Annotated in this window: 14 protein-coding genes; 7 read left to right on the top strand and 7 right to left on the bottom strand. The window is 44.1% G+C overall.

The features are described from left to right. The first annotated feature begins 102 nt into the window (after nt 1-102). The 5 genes from VIC_RS14450 to VIC_RS14430 all read left to right on the top strand — a co-directional run bounded on the left by VIC_RS14450 (nt 103) and on the right by VIC_RS14430 (nt 7,216). Nucleotides 103-981 (top strand): LysR family transcriptional regulator, encoded by an 879-nt coding sequence (locus VIC_RS14450; RefSeq protein WP_006960726.1) that lies wholly within the window; start codon nt 103-105, stop codon nt 979-981. A gap of 229 nt (nt 982-1,210) precedes the next feature. After that, the gene (locus VIC_RS14445) at nt 1,211-2,104 is read left to right on the top strand and encodes a cation diffusion facilitator family transporter (protein ID WP_006960725.1); all 894 of its coding nucleotides are present in this window, start codon (nt 1,211-1,213) and stop codon (nt 2,102-2,104) included. Between the two features lie 167 nt (nt 2,105-2,271). After that, nucleotides 2,272-5,583, top strand: a complete 3,312-nt coding sequence (locus VIC_RS14440) for an ATP-binding protein (RefSeq protein ID WP_006960724.1) — start codon at nt 2,272-2,274, stop codon at nt 5,581-5,583. Next, complete coding sequence (locus tag VIC_RS14435) at nt 5,576-6,283, top strand: response regulator (RefSeq protein WP_006960723.1); 708 nt, start codon at nt 5,576-5,578, stop codon at nt 6,281-6,283. Before VIC_RS14440 ends, VIC_RS14435 begins: the two co-directional genes overlap by 8 nt. Nucleotides 6,284-6,514: 231 nt before the next feature. Next, a complete protein-coding gene (locus tag VIC_RS14430) occupies nt 6,515-7,216 on the top strand; it encodes a response regulator (RefSeq protein ID WP_006960722.1) in 702 nt (233 codons plus the stop codon). A 30-nt stretch (nt 7,217-7,246) separates the two neighbouring features. On the opposite strand, the gene VIC_RS14425 is transcribed toward VIC_RS14430, so the two are convergent. Continuing rightward, nucleotides 7,247-9,997, bottom strand: coding sequence for a M16 family metallopeptidase (locus tag VIC_RS14425; protein WP_039951971.1), 2,751 nt, complete (start codon nt 9,995-9,997; stop codon nt 7,247-7,249). A gap of 167 nt (nt 9,998-10,164) precedes the next feature. Here VIC_RS14425 and VIC_RS14420 point away from each other — a divergent pair, with 167 nt between their 5' ends. Beyond that, a complete protein-coding gene (locus VIC_RS14420; RefSeq protein ID WP_006960720.1) occupies nt 10,165-10,506 on the top strand; it encodes an ArsR/SmtB family transcription factor in 342 nt (113 codons plus the stop codon). Between the two features lie 88 nt (nt 10,507-10,594). After that, entirely contained in the window at nt 10,595-11,668 is a 1,074-nt protein-coding gene (gene arsB / locus VIC_RS14415) for an ACR3 family arsenite efflux transporter (RefSeq protein ID WP_006960719.1), read from the top strand. 29 nt (nt 11,669-11,697) lie between these two features. On the opposite strand, the gene VIC_RS26320 is transcribed toward arsB, so the two are convergent. The 6 genes from VIC_RS26320 to VIC_RS14390 form a co-directional block, all read right to left on the bottom strand. Beyond that, nucleotides 11,698-11,883: a DUF1289 domain-containing protein gene (locus tag VIC_RS26320; protein WP_006960718.1), complete on the bottom strand. Its 186-nt coding sequence runs from the start codon at nt 11,881-11,883 to the stop codon at nt 11,698-11,700. A gap of 85 nt (nt 11,884-11,968) precedes the next feature. Further along, nucleotides 11,969-12,829, bottom strand: a complete 861-nt coding sequence (locus tag VIC_RS14410) for a mechanosensitive ion channel family protein (protein ID WP_006960717.1) — start codon at nt 12,827-12,829, stop codon at nt 11,969-11,971. Nucleotides 12,830-12,971: 142 nt separating this feature from the next. Continuing rightward, nucleotides 12,972-13,439 (bottom strand): DM13 domain-containing protein, encoded by a 468-nt coding sequence (locus VIC_RS14405; protein WP_006960716.1) that lies wholly within the window; start codon nt 13,437-13,439, stop codon nt 12,972-12,974. 78 nt (nt 13,440-13,517) lie between these two features. Next, nucleotides 13,518-14,747 (bottom strand): peptidase T, encoded by a 1,230-nt coding sequence (gene pepT / locus VIC_RS14400; RefSeq protein ID WP_006960715.1) that lies wholly within the window; start codon nt 14,745-14,747, stop codon nt 13,518-13,520. A gap of 87 nt (nt 14,748-14,834) precedes the next feature. Further along, nucleotides 14,835-15,290: a DUF3429 domain-containing protein gene (locus VIC_RS14395; protein ID WP_006960714.1), complete on the bottom strand. Its 456-nt coding sequence runs from the start codon at nt 15,288-15,290 to the stop codon at nt 14,835-14,837. An 89-nt stretch (nt 15,291-15,379) separates the two neighbouring features. Further along, a complete protein-coding gene (locus tag VIC_RS14390; protein WP_006960713.1) occupies nt 15,380-16,588 on the bottom strand; it encodes a NupC/NupG family nucleoside CNT transporter in 1,209 nt (402 codons plus the stop codon). Nucleotides 16,589-16,839 lie beyond the last annotated feature (251 nt).

Below are 16,839 nucleotides of genomic sequence, written 5' to 3'. Positions count from 1 at the left end.
AAACTACATGAAATTCATAGCTTTTGGCGCCAGAAAACAGACAAGCGTAGTGTATTCTTATAACATTAGCTTATATAAGCACCAAATACGCGAATACCCCAGATGAACCTATCGCAGATTGAAGCCTTCTGTACCATTGCTGACACTGGGTCAGTATCTGAAGCTGCCAGACAACTCGAATGCAACCGCACAAAGTTAAGCATGTCGATTAAAGCCCTGGAAAAGGACCTAAATATCGAACTGTTTGTCCGAACAGGCAACCATGTCTCTCTCTCTGAAGCGGGTAAAGCCATCTATAAAGACTGCCAGAATATGTTAGTCACGGTTTCACGCATTCGTCAGACCTGTGCTCAAGTTTCCGGTGAATTCAACGCAGAAGTCTGGATAGCTCGCGATGATTCACTGCCAGATGACATGTGGCAGGACCTTTCACACCGGCTCAATAATAAGTTTCCTGCTACTTCGTTTAACATCGTCCTTGCGTCTAGTGGAGATCTAGCAAACCTAGTTGCCACTCAACAAGTCGACTTTGCTTTTGGCGTTGACTATGAACGCATCGATGACCCGCATATTAGTTATCACCCTTTAGGCAAAATCCGCCTCATGTCGGTATGTAAGGCTGATCATCGTCTCAGCCAGCTTCGACGCGTTTCGGATGATGAATTACGTAATGCGATGCAAGCGGTTATGGTCTATCTCAACGAAAAAGACAACCCTGAACTACAGCCGTTCTCCCTGCGCCATATTGGTTTCTCCAGCTTTGATTACATGCTAAGTACTATTCTCACAGAAGACGCTTGGGGCGTATTGCCTGAACCGCTGATCCGTCATCATTTACGTAAACAAGAACTTGCCGTCATCAAGCATACTTACGGCTTAACACAGGAAGACTATTGTATGTTCACTGCAGCTGGCATGGCAGAGCACCCAGGCATGTCGTGGCTGGCGGATAAGCTTAACGAATACTTGTTTGATTTCTAACTGTTTCGCCATCGTTTTCTGCGGCTACGGTGGCACTATACTCCTTCCAGCTTTACAATACGACAGTCAGTGTCAATTTTAATGGCACCGAAATTTAACACTATCTCATTGAATTTAAAGAACAAGGTATGTAACGCGTCTATTTCCGTCTATTTTTAGCACAGATCAAGTTTGTCAAATACGTTCAGTGCGAGAAGAATAAGAGTATGTATAGCGAAGAGAATACTCTATGTGTGACAGGACAAGCTTAAATGAAAAACGAATACTGATTTTCTCAGCCCTTTTAGCTTCAGGCTTTGCAGGTGGTGGATTAGTACTCGGGATGCTTGTTGGTTCACTGGTTATTGTATTTGATGGTGTTTATTCATCTGTCAGTCTGCTGCTAACTTTATTGTCGCTCGCCGCTTCTAAATACATTCAGAGCCCTTCTCGAAGCCACTTCCCGTTTGGTAAGGCCGTACTTGAACCTGTGGTCATTGCCATTAAAGGCAGTGTCATCCTCGCAGTCGTCAGTTACTCACTCTACTCTGCACTTATCGCCGTTTTCAATGGAGGACGTGAGGTTGATGCTTCAATCGCAACTTTGTTTGGTGTGGTCAATATATTAGGTTGTGGCTATGCATGGTGGCACATTGCTCGTAAGTCAAAGCGCTTTTCGTCAGGCCTGATCGAGGCGGAAGCCAAACAATGGCAGATGGATACCCTGCTCAGCGTAGCAGTCACATTGGGCTTTATTGTCGCATGGGGTGTCGCTCTATCCCCCCTAGCAGAGTACTCCGTCTATGCCGACCCTATGATGATGATTCTTATGTCGTTTTACTTTATTAAAGTACCCTTCGACATGCTGAAAGAAGCCATTAGAGAGTTATTAATGATGTCGCCAAGTGATGAAATTTGCGATGTCGTTGATCAAGAAGTGTTAGCGCTAGATAAAGAAGTTAAGCAGCACATCGAGCTCACCGCCGTTACTAAGGTAGGCCGTGAGCTTAGAGTTAACCTAGATGTCCACTCCACAGAAAAACAGGTGGCTGTGGCCGATCTCGAACGAACTCGCCGTATTTTGAAAAATAAACTGGCTAAGCTACCACTCGATCTAAGGCTTAATTTGAATATTGCCAGCTAATCAAGCTGTTGTTTATATACCTTAAACGCCCTCTTTAGAGGGCGTTTTTATTTATAACCCTACAAAAAGCGCCAGTTAGTTCTATTATTATGTATATGATTTCATATTGAACATCTCCACGCCAAGATGGAGAGGCAGTACCACGAGATACATCAAGGTTGGCGCCTATGAAGAACCCATTTACAGCATTACTGGCAGATAAACAATCAAAGAAAACAGCACCTCAGCAAGACGACAGTATAAAAACCAGTGTGTTAGATTTACTGTCTGACGGTATGGTGATCTTCGATGGGCAAGTCGGCTCCAACGCTATTTTCTACGCCAACCCAGCCTTTCTCAAATACTACGGTCTTCCGTCCAACCAAGTTATTGGTCGCAATATCATTGAGTTCTATTCGCACTACCTGAATGATGATCATATTGCTGAGCTTCATAGTGCCGTTCACGAGGCGACGTCTCACACCACTGAAATTTGTGTCAATCAAGAAACAAAGAAAGGCTGGCTGCGTATCAACTTAGAAGCAATGAGGAAACAAGGAGGGGGCAACCATTACCTAATTCTCAATCAGGCCGACATCAGCCAAATGAAGCAGGTTCGTCAAGAACTGAAAACATCCAACCAAAAACTTCAGCAGTTAGTATCCAATCAGAACCAGCGAATTAATGAACAAGAAGTACAAATGGGGGTTATGTTTGAACAGGCAGTCGATAATATGCTGCTTCTCAATGCTGAGTTGAAAGTTCTCGACGTTAATGACTCGGCACTTTCCCTTTTTGAGCACAGCAAGTCTGACTTACTTGGATTAGAACTGACGTCACTCCTCTATGAGTTCACAGAGAACAACATTGAAGACAAGCTCTCAAGTGTCGAAATGTATCAAGAAGTACCACTGGACGAAGTGATTAAAGTCAGTCGAACCAGCGATGTGCTAAGCCTACTAGGTTCCGTCCGATACATCACAATGAAAACGCAGAAGTATATTGTTCTAACTTTGCGAGACATCAGCAAAGAACAAATGGCTCAGAACGAACTGAGAAGAAGCCAGAGTGAGCTAGAAGAAGTCGTCAGAAGTTTGAATCTGGCTACGCAAGCTGGTGGCATCGGTATATGGAGTTGGGATTTTACAACCAATGAGCTTTCTTGGGATGACCGCATGTACGAGATATATGGCGTTGACCCAGACAACTGCAAGAACAACTACACCATGTGGCAAGAGAGAGTATTGGAAGAAGATATATTTACTGCTGAAGAAGCCCTCAACAAAGCCAGAGAAAACCTCACTCAGTTCAACTCTGAATTCAGAATACAACTACCCGACAAGGAGATACGTTGGATAAAGGCCGCGGCAAACGTTTTATTTGATCAAGATGGAACCACCCCTATTGGTATGGGCGGCATCAATATTGACGTAACAAAAGAGAAAAATGCACAGGCAAATCTAAGGCATGAAAGTGAAATCGCCTTAGCGGCTAGTGAAGCAAAATCCATGTTTTTGGCCAACATGAGTCATGAGATAAGAACACCGATGAACGGCGTAGTAGGTATGCTAAGCCTCCTTAGTGAATCAGAGCTCAATGGTGAACAGAAAAGTATGGTCACAACCATCAAAGATTCTGCTCTAACTCTACTGCACATTATCAACGACATCTTAGACTTTTCGAAAATCGAAGCCGGCCAAATGTCACTGGAAAGTGTCCCTGTGGAACTGCAAAAACTTATAGAAAGAACATTGGATGTCCTCTGTTTACAAGCAAACAACAAAGGTATAGAGCTCTATTTAACTTACGATGCTAGCCTGCCGAAAGTCATAATGAGTGACAGTGTCAGGCTCAGCCAAGTGTTGTTGAACCTCGTTGGCAATGCTGTCAAGTTCACAGACAGCACCGATGAGATGAAAGGCAAGGTGTGGGTCTCAGCCACATTAAACCAGCACGACATTGCCCCCTACGTCGAGATTATCATTGAGGATAATGGTATCGGTATGACAGAAGAGCAGATCGAAAAGCTGTTCAAAGCATTCAGTCAAGCGGATACCAGTACAACCAGACTTTATGGCGGGACAGGTTTAGGTCTATCCATAACCCGCTCTCTGCTAGAAATGATGGGAGGTGATATCCATGTTGATAGTCGCTTTGGTGTTGGAAGCCGCTTCTCCGTTGAACTTCCTTTCATTGAGGTGGAAGAGCCACCTCAAGATCCAACCCCAAACTATGTGAACGGTTCTAGAATTTTATTCGTCACCAATGATCAGAACATAGCCACTTTCTGTGATATCAACTTAGCTAACTTCCGCTGCAAAACCAACTGTGTAGCTAATATGCAAAGAGCTATTGCGGTACTTGATTACGCGAAGAAGGCCGGCGCAACCATCGACCTGATTATCGTTGGCCCTGACTTATATCACTATTATGAGGAAAAGCCGCTCTCCCAGTTCAACTCAGCACTACTTGAAGAGCAAAAATTCATTTTTCTCTCTCGCGACCCTAGCATTGAGTCCGGCCTAACAAAATCTAACTATTACGTCATGCCATGCAGCCCTTTCAAACCCAGTGAGCTCACCACTGCGATAGGCGTCATGCGAGAACTCATTAGTTGTGAGAGGAACATAAAGCCTATCGTAAATGAACCAAATCAAGACATTCGTGAAAACAAAACTGGGCTAATCTTAGTTGTCGATGATCAACCCACCAACCGTGATGTAATACAGAGGCAGTTGAATCACTTAGGCTACCAATGTGAAATGGCAGTTCATGGTCAGGAGGCATTACACAAATGGAGAAATGGTTCGTTTGATTTAGTCCTCACCGACTGCCACATGCCAGTAATGGATGGGTATGAACTTACAAAACAAATCAGAGAATCCGAAAGGAAGGACAAAACCTTAGGCCATACACCAATCGTCGCAATTACCGCCAATGCAATGGTTGAAGCCTCTGAGCAATGCATTGCTTCAGGTATGGACGACTATTTAACCAAGCCAGTCGAACTCAAAACTCTTGATCAATCGATCGAGAAATGGATGCAGCTCTCCCCTATCCCCTTAGAAGAAAAACCGTCTGAAGATCCATCTTTAGAGCCTGAAGACGTTGAAGTGCCGACAGCAAAACCTCCACATGATCCAATCTGCATGTCCACTCTAGAGCAGATATTGGGCACAAAAGAACTGTCTATCGTGGGACCTTTGCTCGAAGGGTATTGGGAGTCTGTTAACGAAGACATTGAAAAAGCGGAGATTGCGCTCACCGATAAGAACGATGGTGATCTCCAACAGATCGCCCACGCCGCCAAAGGTGCCGCTCGTTCTGCGGGAGCAGAAGAGCTCGCGGACAAATTTGAAGTGCTGCAAAACACGGCACACCTGAAAAACTGGCCAGAACTGTCTGACACACTAAGCAGCGCTAAGGTAGAACTGAAACGCTTACAGAGTTACCTAGTTGAGCACTCAATTATCGAAGACACGGAAGTAATATATGAGTAACTATGACCCGACCAATTTTACGATTTTAGTCGTAGAAGATCACAAGTTCTCTCGCCAAGCACTCGTTGGAATGCTAGTGAGAGGTGGTTACGAAAATTTGCTTTGCGCGAAAGATGGTATGGAAGCCATGACAAAATGCGCTGAAAACAAGATAGATTTGATCATCACCGACATCAACATGCCTAACATCAACGGGCTAGAGCTCATTAAGGCCATTCGAACAAATGAGGCTCAAATCGCCTGTGACACTAGGATAATCGCGGTGACAACACTATCAGATACTGCGACGATTTCCGCTTGCATGACATTAGAAGTCGATGCATTTCTCGTGAAGCCTATTAATATCAAATCCGCCAAAGAAAAAATCCAGAGCGCGATCACCGAACCAAAATGTTTGTACCAACAGCACTTTTATAGTGATGTCAGTACAAGTATTAATTTAGCGCCTCAGCCAAACGAGCCCGATACAACCAAACGTATTCGCTCCATTGATAGTCGAGTTCATGAGTTGTCACAACTTTCTGAACTCAAAGAAGGAATGACACTGGTCTACGATATCAATGCGGTTTCTGGAGGCTGCTTACTAAGAGCAGGAACAATACTCAACAAAAAGCTCATTTTACGTTTGTTTGAACTGAGTAAGATTGTCGATACAAATAGTATTGTCGTGCGAGAAGATAAGACCCAAATGGCTGTTTAAGCTTGTTTTCTAAAATTGAGAATCAAAATGAGAACTCGCAAACATTTCCGACTCTGAGAGAAAAATGATAACTCTCTAGTAACGAAAGCGCTTTGCAAAAAGACAATAAAATATTGATTTAACACAAAAATAACTCAAGTACCATCCGAAATAAATAATTGGTTCGATATTTGCTATTTTATTGTTAGACAACACTATTCTCAGCTTAATCTCGTTGTGAAGGAGAGCTTTATGGCAACATTCGAACCTAGCAAATTTACGATTCTGGTTGTAGAAGACAACAACTTGTCTCGCAAAGCGTTAATAGGCATGCTGTTCAAAAGTGGCTATGAGAACATCCTGAGTGCACCAGATGGTCGAAGCGCGATAGAGAAGATTGAACATAATCATATCGATTTAATTATTACAGATATCAATATGCCTCACATTAATGGTCTGGAGCTGATCAAGTCCGTGCGCATGGGCCAAACCAAAGCAGTACCCGAAACAAGTGTCATCGCGGTTACCGCCCTATCAGATACAGAAACTATTTCTACTTGTATGCGCTTTGAGATTGACGCCTTTTTGCCTAAACCAATCACTGTGAAAGACGCTCGCGAGCAAATAGAGCAAGCCGTCACTGGTCACACTGAGTTGTATCAGCAACACTTATACAATGACGTCGATACTGAACTGAACAGTGGCAATGAAACAGACACACTGGCGAAACCGATCCCAGACGCCAGTCAAATCACCACTCTGCAAAACTTGTATGAGCTACAAGCAGGTATGACTCTGGTCGGTGATATCTTCGCGAATAATGGAGGTTGTCTGTTAAAAGCAGGGACTCTTCTCGATAACCGCTTAGTGAAAAGGTTAAGAGAACTCAGTTCAATCATTGACGATCACCCGATACAAGTTCACCTAGAAGAAAGCCAAGCGGAAGAAGCCTGATTGCTCAGGCTTCTAGGATATTTATCTCTCTTAAGGCTTCGGTGTCAGAGTGTACTTGCTTCTTATGACCTTGTGGCCAAACGACTCACCTATTCGTTTCTGAACATCATCAAGTGTGATGGTACTCGTCATCGCATCTACATCTAGTAACGATTCCACACCATAGCCATGCACCAAGTAACGAGCATAAAACCAAGTGCGGTCTACTGGTTGATTTTCCAACGCTTGAAGAGCCACGGCTAGCTGACGAGCAGCTGCGTCAACATCTGACTGCTTAACATCCGTCAGCAAGTCATTTAATACTTTACCGATAGCCTGCTCGATGCGATCAATGTCCTGTGGCGCTACTTGTGCTTCAACAAACCAATCCGTAACCGGCTCCTGATCTTGCTGAGCAGAGTATGCTTCTGGCGCATAGTCCAGCCCCAACTCTTCACGAATATACGCCGTTAGACGCTTCGACAATATTCGTTGAATCATATCGTCAATGTAGGCATTGCGAACACTTGATTGAGAGGCTGAAGGGTTAGTAAGCCGAATCAGGTAGAAACTGTTCTGTTCATTATATATATCAAGATCAATCACACTATCCACGTTCTGGTTGTAACCGACCTCGAAGTCCATCGGCTCAGCCGTTTCAAGGTTGATCGAAGCTAAATATTGGCGCAAAACCTCATTAAGCTCATTGGCCTCTAAGTCCGCTATGATCACAACCTTATTACCGCGAAACTGACCGAATAACTGTTCGTGTACGGAGCGAATTTGGGCTTCAGAGACAGACTGATAACCAGAAGCAGACGACATATAGTGTCGGCTAGAGGGTAAATAACTATTGTGATTAATCGCCTGATTCCATTGACCTAATGGCGTAGATAGGTAGGTTTTCAGCTCTTGTTGATACTCTTGTTTTACTGTTTTGAGGTGGCGAGATTCGACATTCACATCGCTAGCAAAGTTAAACAATACCTTAAAGCCTTGCTGGAGTTTGTTTTTGGGCACACCCACTTCCACACCGTGATGGCTGAAACTGATAAACGGGTAAACCTCAATGCTATTACGCTGTAAGAAGGTGTCCAATTGAGGCCCATTAAAGTCCCCCAGCCCGCTGCGACTTATGACAGGTATGGTTAGCTCAACGGCAGGGTAAAGTGAAGGATCAAGCGCCGCTTTTCCTCCCTGACTACCATAAACTACATTTACCCAGTCACCTGCATTCGGGTCTTGCTGAAACCAGACTTCAATGCCATTTGACAGAGTCCAGACCTCAAACCCCAGATCATTCTTTTCCTGTGACAAAATCGCACCATTTTGACTGGGCTCTGCCAGCTCGTTTTCCGCCACCGACAATATCATCGGTTGAGTGCCCGGCTTCGCATATTGTGTTCTGATTTCTGGTATCTTCGCCTGCCATGCTGCAATAGAGTCACCTGGTTCAACACCAATAACAACCGAATACTTCGCTGCAAGCAAATCACGCAACTGTTCGTTAACCGTTTCGAGCGTCGCCAGATTCAAAAAGCGTTCTAAGCTTTGTCTATAGCCTTCACGCGATTGTATCGGTTGCTGCAAAGATAAACTCATTACCTTAGACTCAGCAAAATCTAGTGCTTCTTTGTGTCGCCAGTGATAGTCCACATCGTTGAGCAACTGCTGATAGTAAGCAAGTGAAACATCCACTTCTTCTTGAGTGACACCGTAGTCTCGCATTGACGCTAATGTACTAAGAAATATCCCTTGCGCATCGTCGCGTTCAGTAGCAGGAAATGAAGCCGACAAGATTCCATAGCGATTGAAGTTAATGTAGTAATTTGAGATGTACAGATCATGAAGTGGGATCGCCGCATCACTGTACATACGCTCCATGCGCTGATTGATCAGATGCAATGCGACTTCATCCAACCAGCTTTCCATCAGCTCGCCTTGCGTTGTAATCGCAGTTTTGCCCCGTTGAACCATAAAAGTGATACTCGGCGCTTCATACTCTCCAACTTCATCGACGAAATCACTCAATTCAATAGGAACATAGTCAATGCGAGTTTTACTTATGCCAGCACCAGCTTTCCAAGAAGCAAACTGAGATTCAATCAAAGCTTCAATCGTTGTTGTGTCAATATTCCCTGTGACAATCAGCTCAGCATTTTCTGGGTGATACCACTTTTGATAAAAGGCAATAATAGACTCTGGTGTCGCGCTTTGAACAGATAACGAATCGCCTACGGGGTCCAAATCTTCTAAAGCGGTACCTTTTAGCAAATAATCATAATATTTGTCGGCCAGACTTTTATTCTCTGGTCGTGTTCGGCGTATTTCGCCCTGTATGACACCTTTCTCTTTTTCAACTTCTGCAGGCGCAATTGTTAAGCCATCGCCAATATCTCGCATCCACAACAGCGCATTGTTCAACTGTGTATTGTCGGGAAGATCGAGTTGATAGACTGTCTCATAGTAGGCCGTATAGGCATTGATATCGGCACCAAAAGTGAGCCCCGCTTGTTCAAAAAGGCTGACCATTTCATTTGAAGAAAAATGGCGGCTGCCATTAAACGCCATGTGCTCAAGAAAATGTGCATAGCCGCGTTGCTGATCCGTTTCTTGTAATGATCCAACTCGCACGAATAATCGGACAGAAACAGGAGCGCCAGAAACGGGATATATGTGGTATTTCAACCCGTTATCCAGTGCTCCTTCAATCCATCCCTTATCCGCTTCAATCGGTGGATCATTAGAAAATGAGGAACAGCCAGAAATTACAACAGCAATGAAAAACAGAAAGATTCGCATAATCAGGCTACTTATTCGTATGAAACCTAATAAAACTATACTTCAAAGCTATGTTTTATATATAAAACCAAGCACATTTTCTTTTATTGGTACTTTTTAGTTGCACCGTTAAAATCGCAGGCGTATATTTAATCGCAATTCGACGATTAACTATTAATAAACATCTCATGACAAACCAATGTAGTCTCGCAAACCAGCAGGCGTTCTCGACGACAGACGCTGAAATCGCATTAGAAACGGCCTTTGCTTTAAAGGCAAAAGCGCTTTCACATCCAGCCCGAGTCAGAATCCTTAAGATTTTGGTGACATTGGATAACCTTGGCGGCTGTCTGAACAGTGATTTGGTGTCCCAGTTAGGTCTAGCTCAATCAACAGTGTCTGAACACTTGCGTATCCTAAAGCAGGCTGAGTTCATCATCGCGGAACCCAACCCACCTAAGGTTTGTTACAAGGTTAACCGGGAAGCAATTTCCGAATTTAACCAAGCATTTAATACCATCTTTAACTGAACTGACATCTGAGTATGTAACGCTACTACTCAGATTTTTTATACCTTCATCAATCGCCTTTCGACGATAAACGAAAGAGAGACAAACAATGAAAACTGAAACTGCAGTAAACAACGCCGCAAACAACATGAGCTTCCTCGATCGCTACCTTACCGTGTGGATCTTTGTTGCCATGGCCGTTGGGGTCGCCATAGGCGCCCTATTTCCTCAGGTAGCTGATTGGAATGAAGCCATGTCTGTTGGCAGTACCAATATTCCTTTAGCCATTGGCTTGATACTGATGATGTATCCACCTTTAGCGAAGGTGAATTACAGTCTATTGGGTAAAGTTCGTCAGGATAAGAAAGCCATCACACTCTCATTGGTTATGAATTGGATTGTTGGCCCTATTCTGATGTTCATTCTGGCACTGACATTTCTTGGTGATCACCCAGGCTATATGGTTGGCATCATTTTGATTGGTTTAGCGCGTTGTATTGCCATGGTTTTAGTCTGGAATGATATCGGTGGTGGTAACAAAGAATATGGTGCCGCTCTAGTTGCACTGAACAGCGCTTTCCAGATCGTGACCTATAGCTTCATGGCTTGGCTATTTATCTCTGTACTGCCTCCAGTATTCGGCTATCAGGGATTCGAAGTCGACATCTCAATGCTGGATATTGCAGAAAGCGTAATGATTTACCTTGGCATTCCATTTCTAGCAGGTTACCTCAGCCGTAAATGGTTAGTCGCGGCTAAAGGCGAACAATGGTACAACGAAGTGTTTATTCCTCGCATTTCACCTATCACTCTGATTGCCCTACTGGCGACGATTGTACTGATGTTCAGTTTAAAGGGAGAGATGATTCTAGAACTGCCGATGGACGTGGTTCGTGTCGCCATTCCACTGGCAATCTATTTTGTCTTGATGTTCTTTGTCAGTTTCTTTATTGGTAAGAAAATGGGCATCGAATATGATAAAAATGCCTCGATTGCCTTCACCGCTACAGGCAACAACTTTGAGCTGGCGATTGCAGTATCGATTGCAGTATTTGGCCTTAATTCCGACCAAGCGTTCGCGGGAGTAATTGGCCCACTGATTGAAGTGCCTGTGCTTATCGCTTTGGTTAACGTCGCCCTAAAAATGAAACAAAAATACAAGCTAAGAGCTCAACACGCATAGCGTTTCTCGCCCGCCAAAAATGGCGGGCATTATTGCCCTTTCTCTTTTCTACGTCGTTCACAACGTACCAATACCGCTTGTTTTTCCTCATCAGTGTAAGATCGCCATTCTAGAATCTCATTGAGGGTACGGAAGCACCCTAAACAAACATCCTCACCATCCAAACAGCAGTTTCTCACACACGGAACAGGCACCTTTTCTACATCTGTTGTCATCATCATCCTCTCAGTTTAAAGCTAGCGGTAGAGGCTCAAACTGTCGAACTCACACACCTCTTTAAAAGGTACAAAAAAGAGAGCCTCAGCTCTCTTTCGTTTCTTCTTTCTCAGACTGGAATCTATCTTCGTATAGCTCCATAAAATCTTTCCTGATTTCCTGCTCAAGGTGCGTCGCCTTATCAGTCGGACAGAAAATCATAAAGTGAACGACCTGTTCACCTGTCGAACCGCTGGTAATGTGGATGTGAGGCTCTGCACCAGGTAAATCGACGCCTGCGTGCTTCTCGATCATTGCATTGTACCGAGTTGCGACATCACTAAAGTAGTGACAATGCCCTTCAATCTTTTCGATCATCACAGGAACCAGAGGGTATAAATTGACAAATTCGCTCACGACAATCGAGAAGTTGTGATAGACGTAGCGCTTCATAAAGTTAAGGTTTTTCACCGGATAGGTAAAAAACATACTGTTTGGCAACGTCGCTGTTTTTCCTGTGTAGTGGTATTGGCCGTGATGAAGGTCAATTTCCTGAATCACGGTTGCCATCATATTGTGCTCAATTACCTCACCGCACAATTTGCCGACTTCAATCCAGTCACCAATTCGAAATGAACGTGAGCTCGCTCTTTGGATAGAGCCAGTGAAACAGAGGATGATCTCTTTCGACGCAACGACAATCGCAACAGCAATGGCTGTCACTGACAGAGCAAACTCATTGATCTCAGATTTCCACAGAATGAAAAGTAACAGAACGGTAATAGCAAATGCACCGTTCTTAGTGCGCGACATCCAGTTACGCTGTTCTTCTGATACAAAAGCAACATCACCACGAATTTTAGATAAAACAATTCGGCGAATTATCGCTATCAGAACGATAATCAACGCCGTAAAAATAAACTTATGAGTCAGAAGAAAATCGATTACAGCTTGTACTTTCTCCATTCTCGGCTCCTGTTGTTATGATAAATAAAAGGGGCCAACGCCCCTCTGAAGAAATTCGCTTTGAACGAGAATAACTTCCCATACTTATTGAGAAGGATCTAGTTTACATTTCTATTAATGCAAACTAGATAGCGTTCATATACTACTTGAATCGAGCAGATGTAATAAACTCACCAAACGTTTCACACCAGACAATCACGGTATTGTATTCACCCAAATCAACGTCTGTTGGCAAATTGAGGGCGAAGCGGTCAAACGTTTTCACCTCACCTACTTTTACCATGGTATGTTTTTGCTGGTTAAAATCGACTTCAGTTTCAATAAACTGAGGCGATAGGTAAAGTTTATAATCAGGCCCTGGTGCCAATTCACCAACAAAAGCAATCTGGTCATTGCTAATAGAGACAGAGCCCTCCCCCCAATGGAGGAAGTCACTGTCTTTTCGGTCACGCTGGAACGTTGCAGTGTAAACCGCGTTATTGGTCACACTCTCAACAGAGCTCATTGAGGGAGAATCTGGTTGGATAAGAATAGGCAATGCATATATCCCGACAGCAAAGCCGATTGCACCACAAATAAGGTGTGTAAACAGTAAAAAAATCCTTTTCATCCCCGAAACCTCTGTTTATCAAGCATACATAGTAAATGTACACGATAATCAATGAGATAACAGGGACATATCGAAATTTTATCTGTAGTGAAGTGCCGTTTTCTCAGACAAGGTCACAATAACCTTCACAGCCTGCTCCATACCTTCAATGCTAATAAACTCATGAATACCATGAAAATTATAGCCGCCTGTGAAGATATTCGGACAAGGCAAGCCCATAAATGACAATCTTGCTCCATCCGTACCACCGCGGATTGGCTTAATTTTAGGCTCAACATCGCAGGCAATCATCGCCTGTTTTGCCAGCTCAATAATATGTGGATGAGGCTCAACCATTTCTTTCATATTGAAATAGCTGTCTGACAGTTTCAGTTCCACACGCCCTTTGGTCAATGCATCATTAAGCTCGTCCACTTTGCTCTGCATGAAGGCCTTGCGTTGCTCTAGCCCATCACGCTCAAAATCTCGAATGATATAACCTAGCTCACAACGTGCTACAGCCATTTCTGCAGACTTCAAATGATAGAAACCCTGATAGCCTTCCGTCGCCTCCGGTGTTTCATCAGCAGGCATCATCATTTGGAACTGGGCAGCGATATTCATCGCATTCACCATTTTGTTTTTAGCCGTTCCAGGATGAACATTCACACCATGGCAGATCACATCAGCACTGGTTGCATTAAAGTTCTCATATTCCAGTTCGCCAACAGGGCCGCCATCAATGGTGTAGGCCCATTTCGCACCAAATTTCTCCACATCAAACAGATCTGCACCGCGACCAATTTCTTCATCCGGAGTAAATCCGATACAAATATCGCCATGTGGAATGTCTGGATTTGTTTTCAACTCAGCAATGGCGGAAATGATTTCCGCGATACCGGCTTTGTTATCCGCACCGAGAAGTGTCGTTCCATCCGTCGTGATCAGGTTGTGGCCAAGAAGCCTACGTAGATCAGGGTACTGAACTGGGGACAGTACTTCGTCCCCCTTACCTAATGCAATATCGCCACCCTGATAATCCTCAACAATCTGAGGTTTGACGTTTTTTCCTGACGCATCAGGTGCAGTGTCCATATGAGCCACAAAGCCAATAGCCGGGACATCGTAGTCAACATTGCTTGGCAGTTTCGCCATCAAATAGCCGTTATCATCAAGTGACACCTCACTCAAACCCAGTTCCAGCAATTCTTGTTTCAGGAATTGGGCAAAAGTGATCTGCCCTTCACTACTTGGGCATGCGGGGTTGGAAGGGTTGGACTGCGTGTTAAAGGTCACGTAGCGCAGAAAACGTTGAACCAGTTCATTCATAGCGGTATCTCTTTGTATTATGATTTTTAAAATACTGGCGCTTATCCTACGCCTTCCAAACAAAGAGGTTTTGCTGTAAATCAGTTTTTAAGCAATGAGAGCAATGCAGTGCATAATAACAACACTAGTAGTCAGCCTTGCTCTAAGAATCTTGTAGCCTGCTGGTTTGCGCTCTTTCTCCGCTATTCTGACCGCTCTTTCTGAAAACCAAACCAGAAAATAGCCAATTGCCAACAATATAAGTGCCAAGGCGATATTCTGACGTGAAAGCAATAAGACGCCCCATGTCATAACAGCAAACAAGTTACTGAGTAAAAGCGCGTTGCGACTGATTTTGTCTACAGAATGGTCAATGCCATTACCCCAGAGCACCCCTGATAAGAAACTCAAGATCACCACACTGTATGAGATAAACATTTCTTCGCCTGTGAGCCCGAAAAGACTCGCACCAGTGACGATACAAATTAGGCTCAACGCGAACGGCAATAGCCCTAAGTAACCCAATCTAAACATAATTGAAGTTGACGATGTTGCTTTGTTCATAATGCATCCTTAAGCGTTTTTTGTTTACTACGACAAAAAAGCCCGAATAGTTTCCTATTCGGGCTTTTAGTCTGGAACTTAAACAAGCATTAAAGCAGGATGAAAATACCCGCTAAACAAGCACTCATAAGGTTCGCCAGCGTACCTGCAAGCACCGCTTTGATACCGAGATTGGCGACTTCAGAGCGACGTTCTGGCGCAATCACACCGATAGAGCCAAGCTGAATGGCGATTGAACCGATGTTAGCAAAGCCACACAGTGCAAATGTGACGATCACTTGAGTGTGTTCAGATAGCAGCGCTTTGTGCTCAACAAAGTCGATGAAAGCAACAAACTCATTCATCACAATTTTCTGGCCAATGTAAGAACCCGCCATCAGCATTTCATTTGCCGGTACACCAATCACCCATGCCAGAGGAGAAAATAGGTAGCCAAACAAGGTTTGCAGAGTAATTCCGCTAAAACCTGCTACTTCACCCAAACTCTCCAGACCCGTGTTGACCATGGCGATAACACTCACGAACGCGATCAGCATTGTACCGACGGCGACAGCGACCTTCATACCGTTCATCGCACCGCTTGCCAGGGCGTCAATTACGTTGCTGTCTTGCGCTTTGTCCATTTCAATATCAGACTGATCGATTGGCGTTTCACGCTCAGGCACAATGATCTTAGCCATCATCAAGCTGCCTGGTGCGGCCATAAAACTTGCGGCAATCAAGTACTTCAGCTCAACACCCAACCCAGCATAACCACCCAGTACACTACCGGCTACAGAAGCCATACCACCAGCCATCACAGCGAACAGTTCAGAGCGAGTCATGCGCGAAAGGAAAGGTCGAACAAGAAGTGGAGACTCACCTTGAGATAGGAAGATATTACCTGTGGCAACCAGAGACTCAGCTTTACTGGTTCCTAGGAACTTTTGAATACCACCACCGATAAACTCGATAACCTTTTGCATAATGCCAAGGTAATAAAGTGCAGAAATAAGCGCACTAAAGAAAATGATGATAGGAAGTACACGAACCGCAAAGATAAACCCTGTATTGGCTAGATCACCAAACAAGAATCCAATGCCTTCATCAGCAAAGCCTAACAGGCTGGAAACACCATTACTTAAACTGGTTAGTGCGGTTTGTCCCCAAGGGAAATACAACACTAAGGCTGCAAAACCAACCTGAAGTAACAACGCGCGAGATACTGTTTTCCAGTTGATCGCTTTGCGACTTTCTGACAGCAACACAGCACACAATAACAGTGCCACAACACCGATTAATCCGAATAGGACATTCATTAAAGATAACCTCTACAAGCATTGGAAAATAGCTGGTCCGGTCCGTGGGGTCATTCACCATTCCATGTGACGGCTTGTATTGGCAGAGCGAGTGCTCTTAACCGGGCGGAGAGTATAGCGTACAGAGTGAGATATTCATCACATATTTTAACGCAAACGTTCAAACGTTCACTCTATGAACAGGTTCTTCTGAAACTGGCTAAATTGAGAAGACGAAAATTGAGTACAGAAACCCAATATATGCACTTCAT

Origin of the sequence: Vibrio coralliilyticus ATCC BAA-450, from assembly GCF_000176135.1 — a bacterium.
Classification (GTDB): domain Bacteria; phylum Pseudomonadota; class Gammaproteobacteria; order Enterobacterales; family Vibrionaceae; genus Vibrio; species Vibrio coralliilyticus.
The sequence above is the reverse complement of the archived record's forward strand: the minus strand, read 5'-3'. Positions and strand labels throughout refer to the sequence as shown.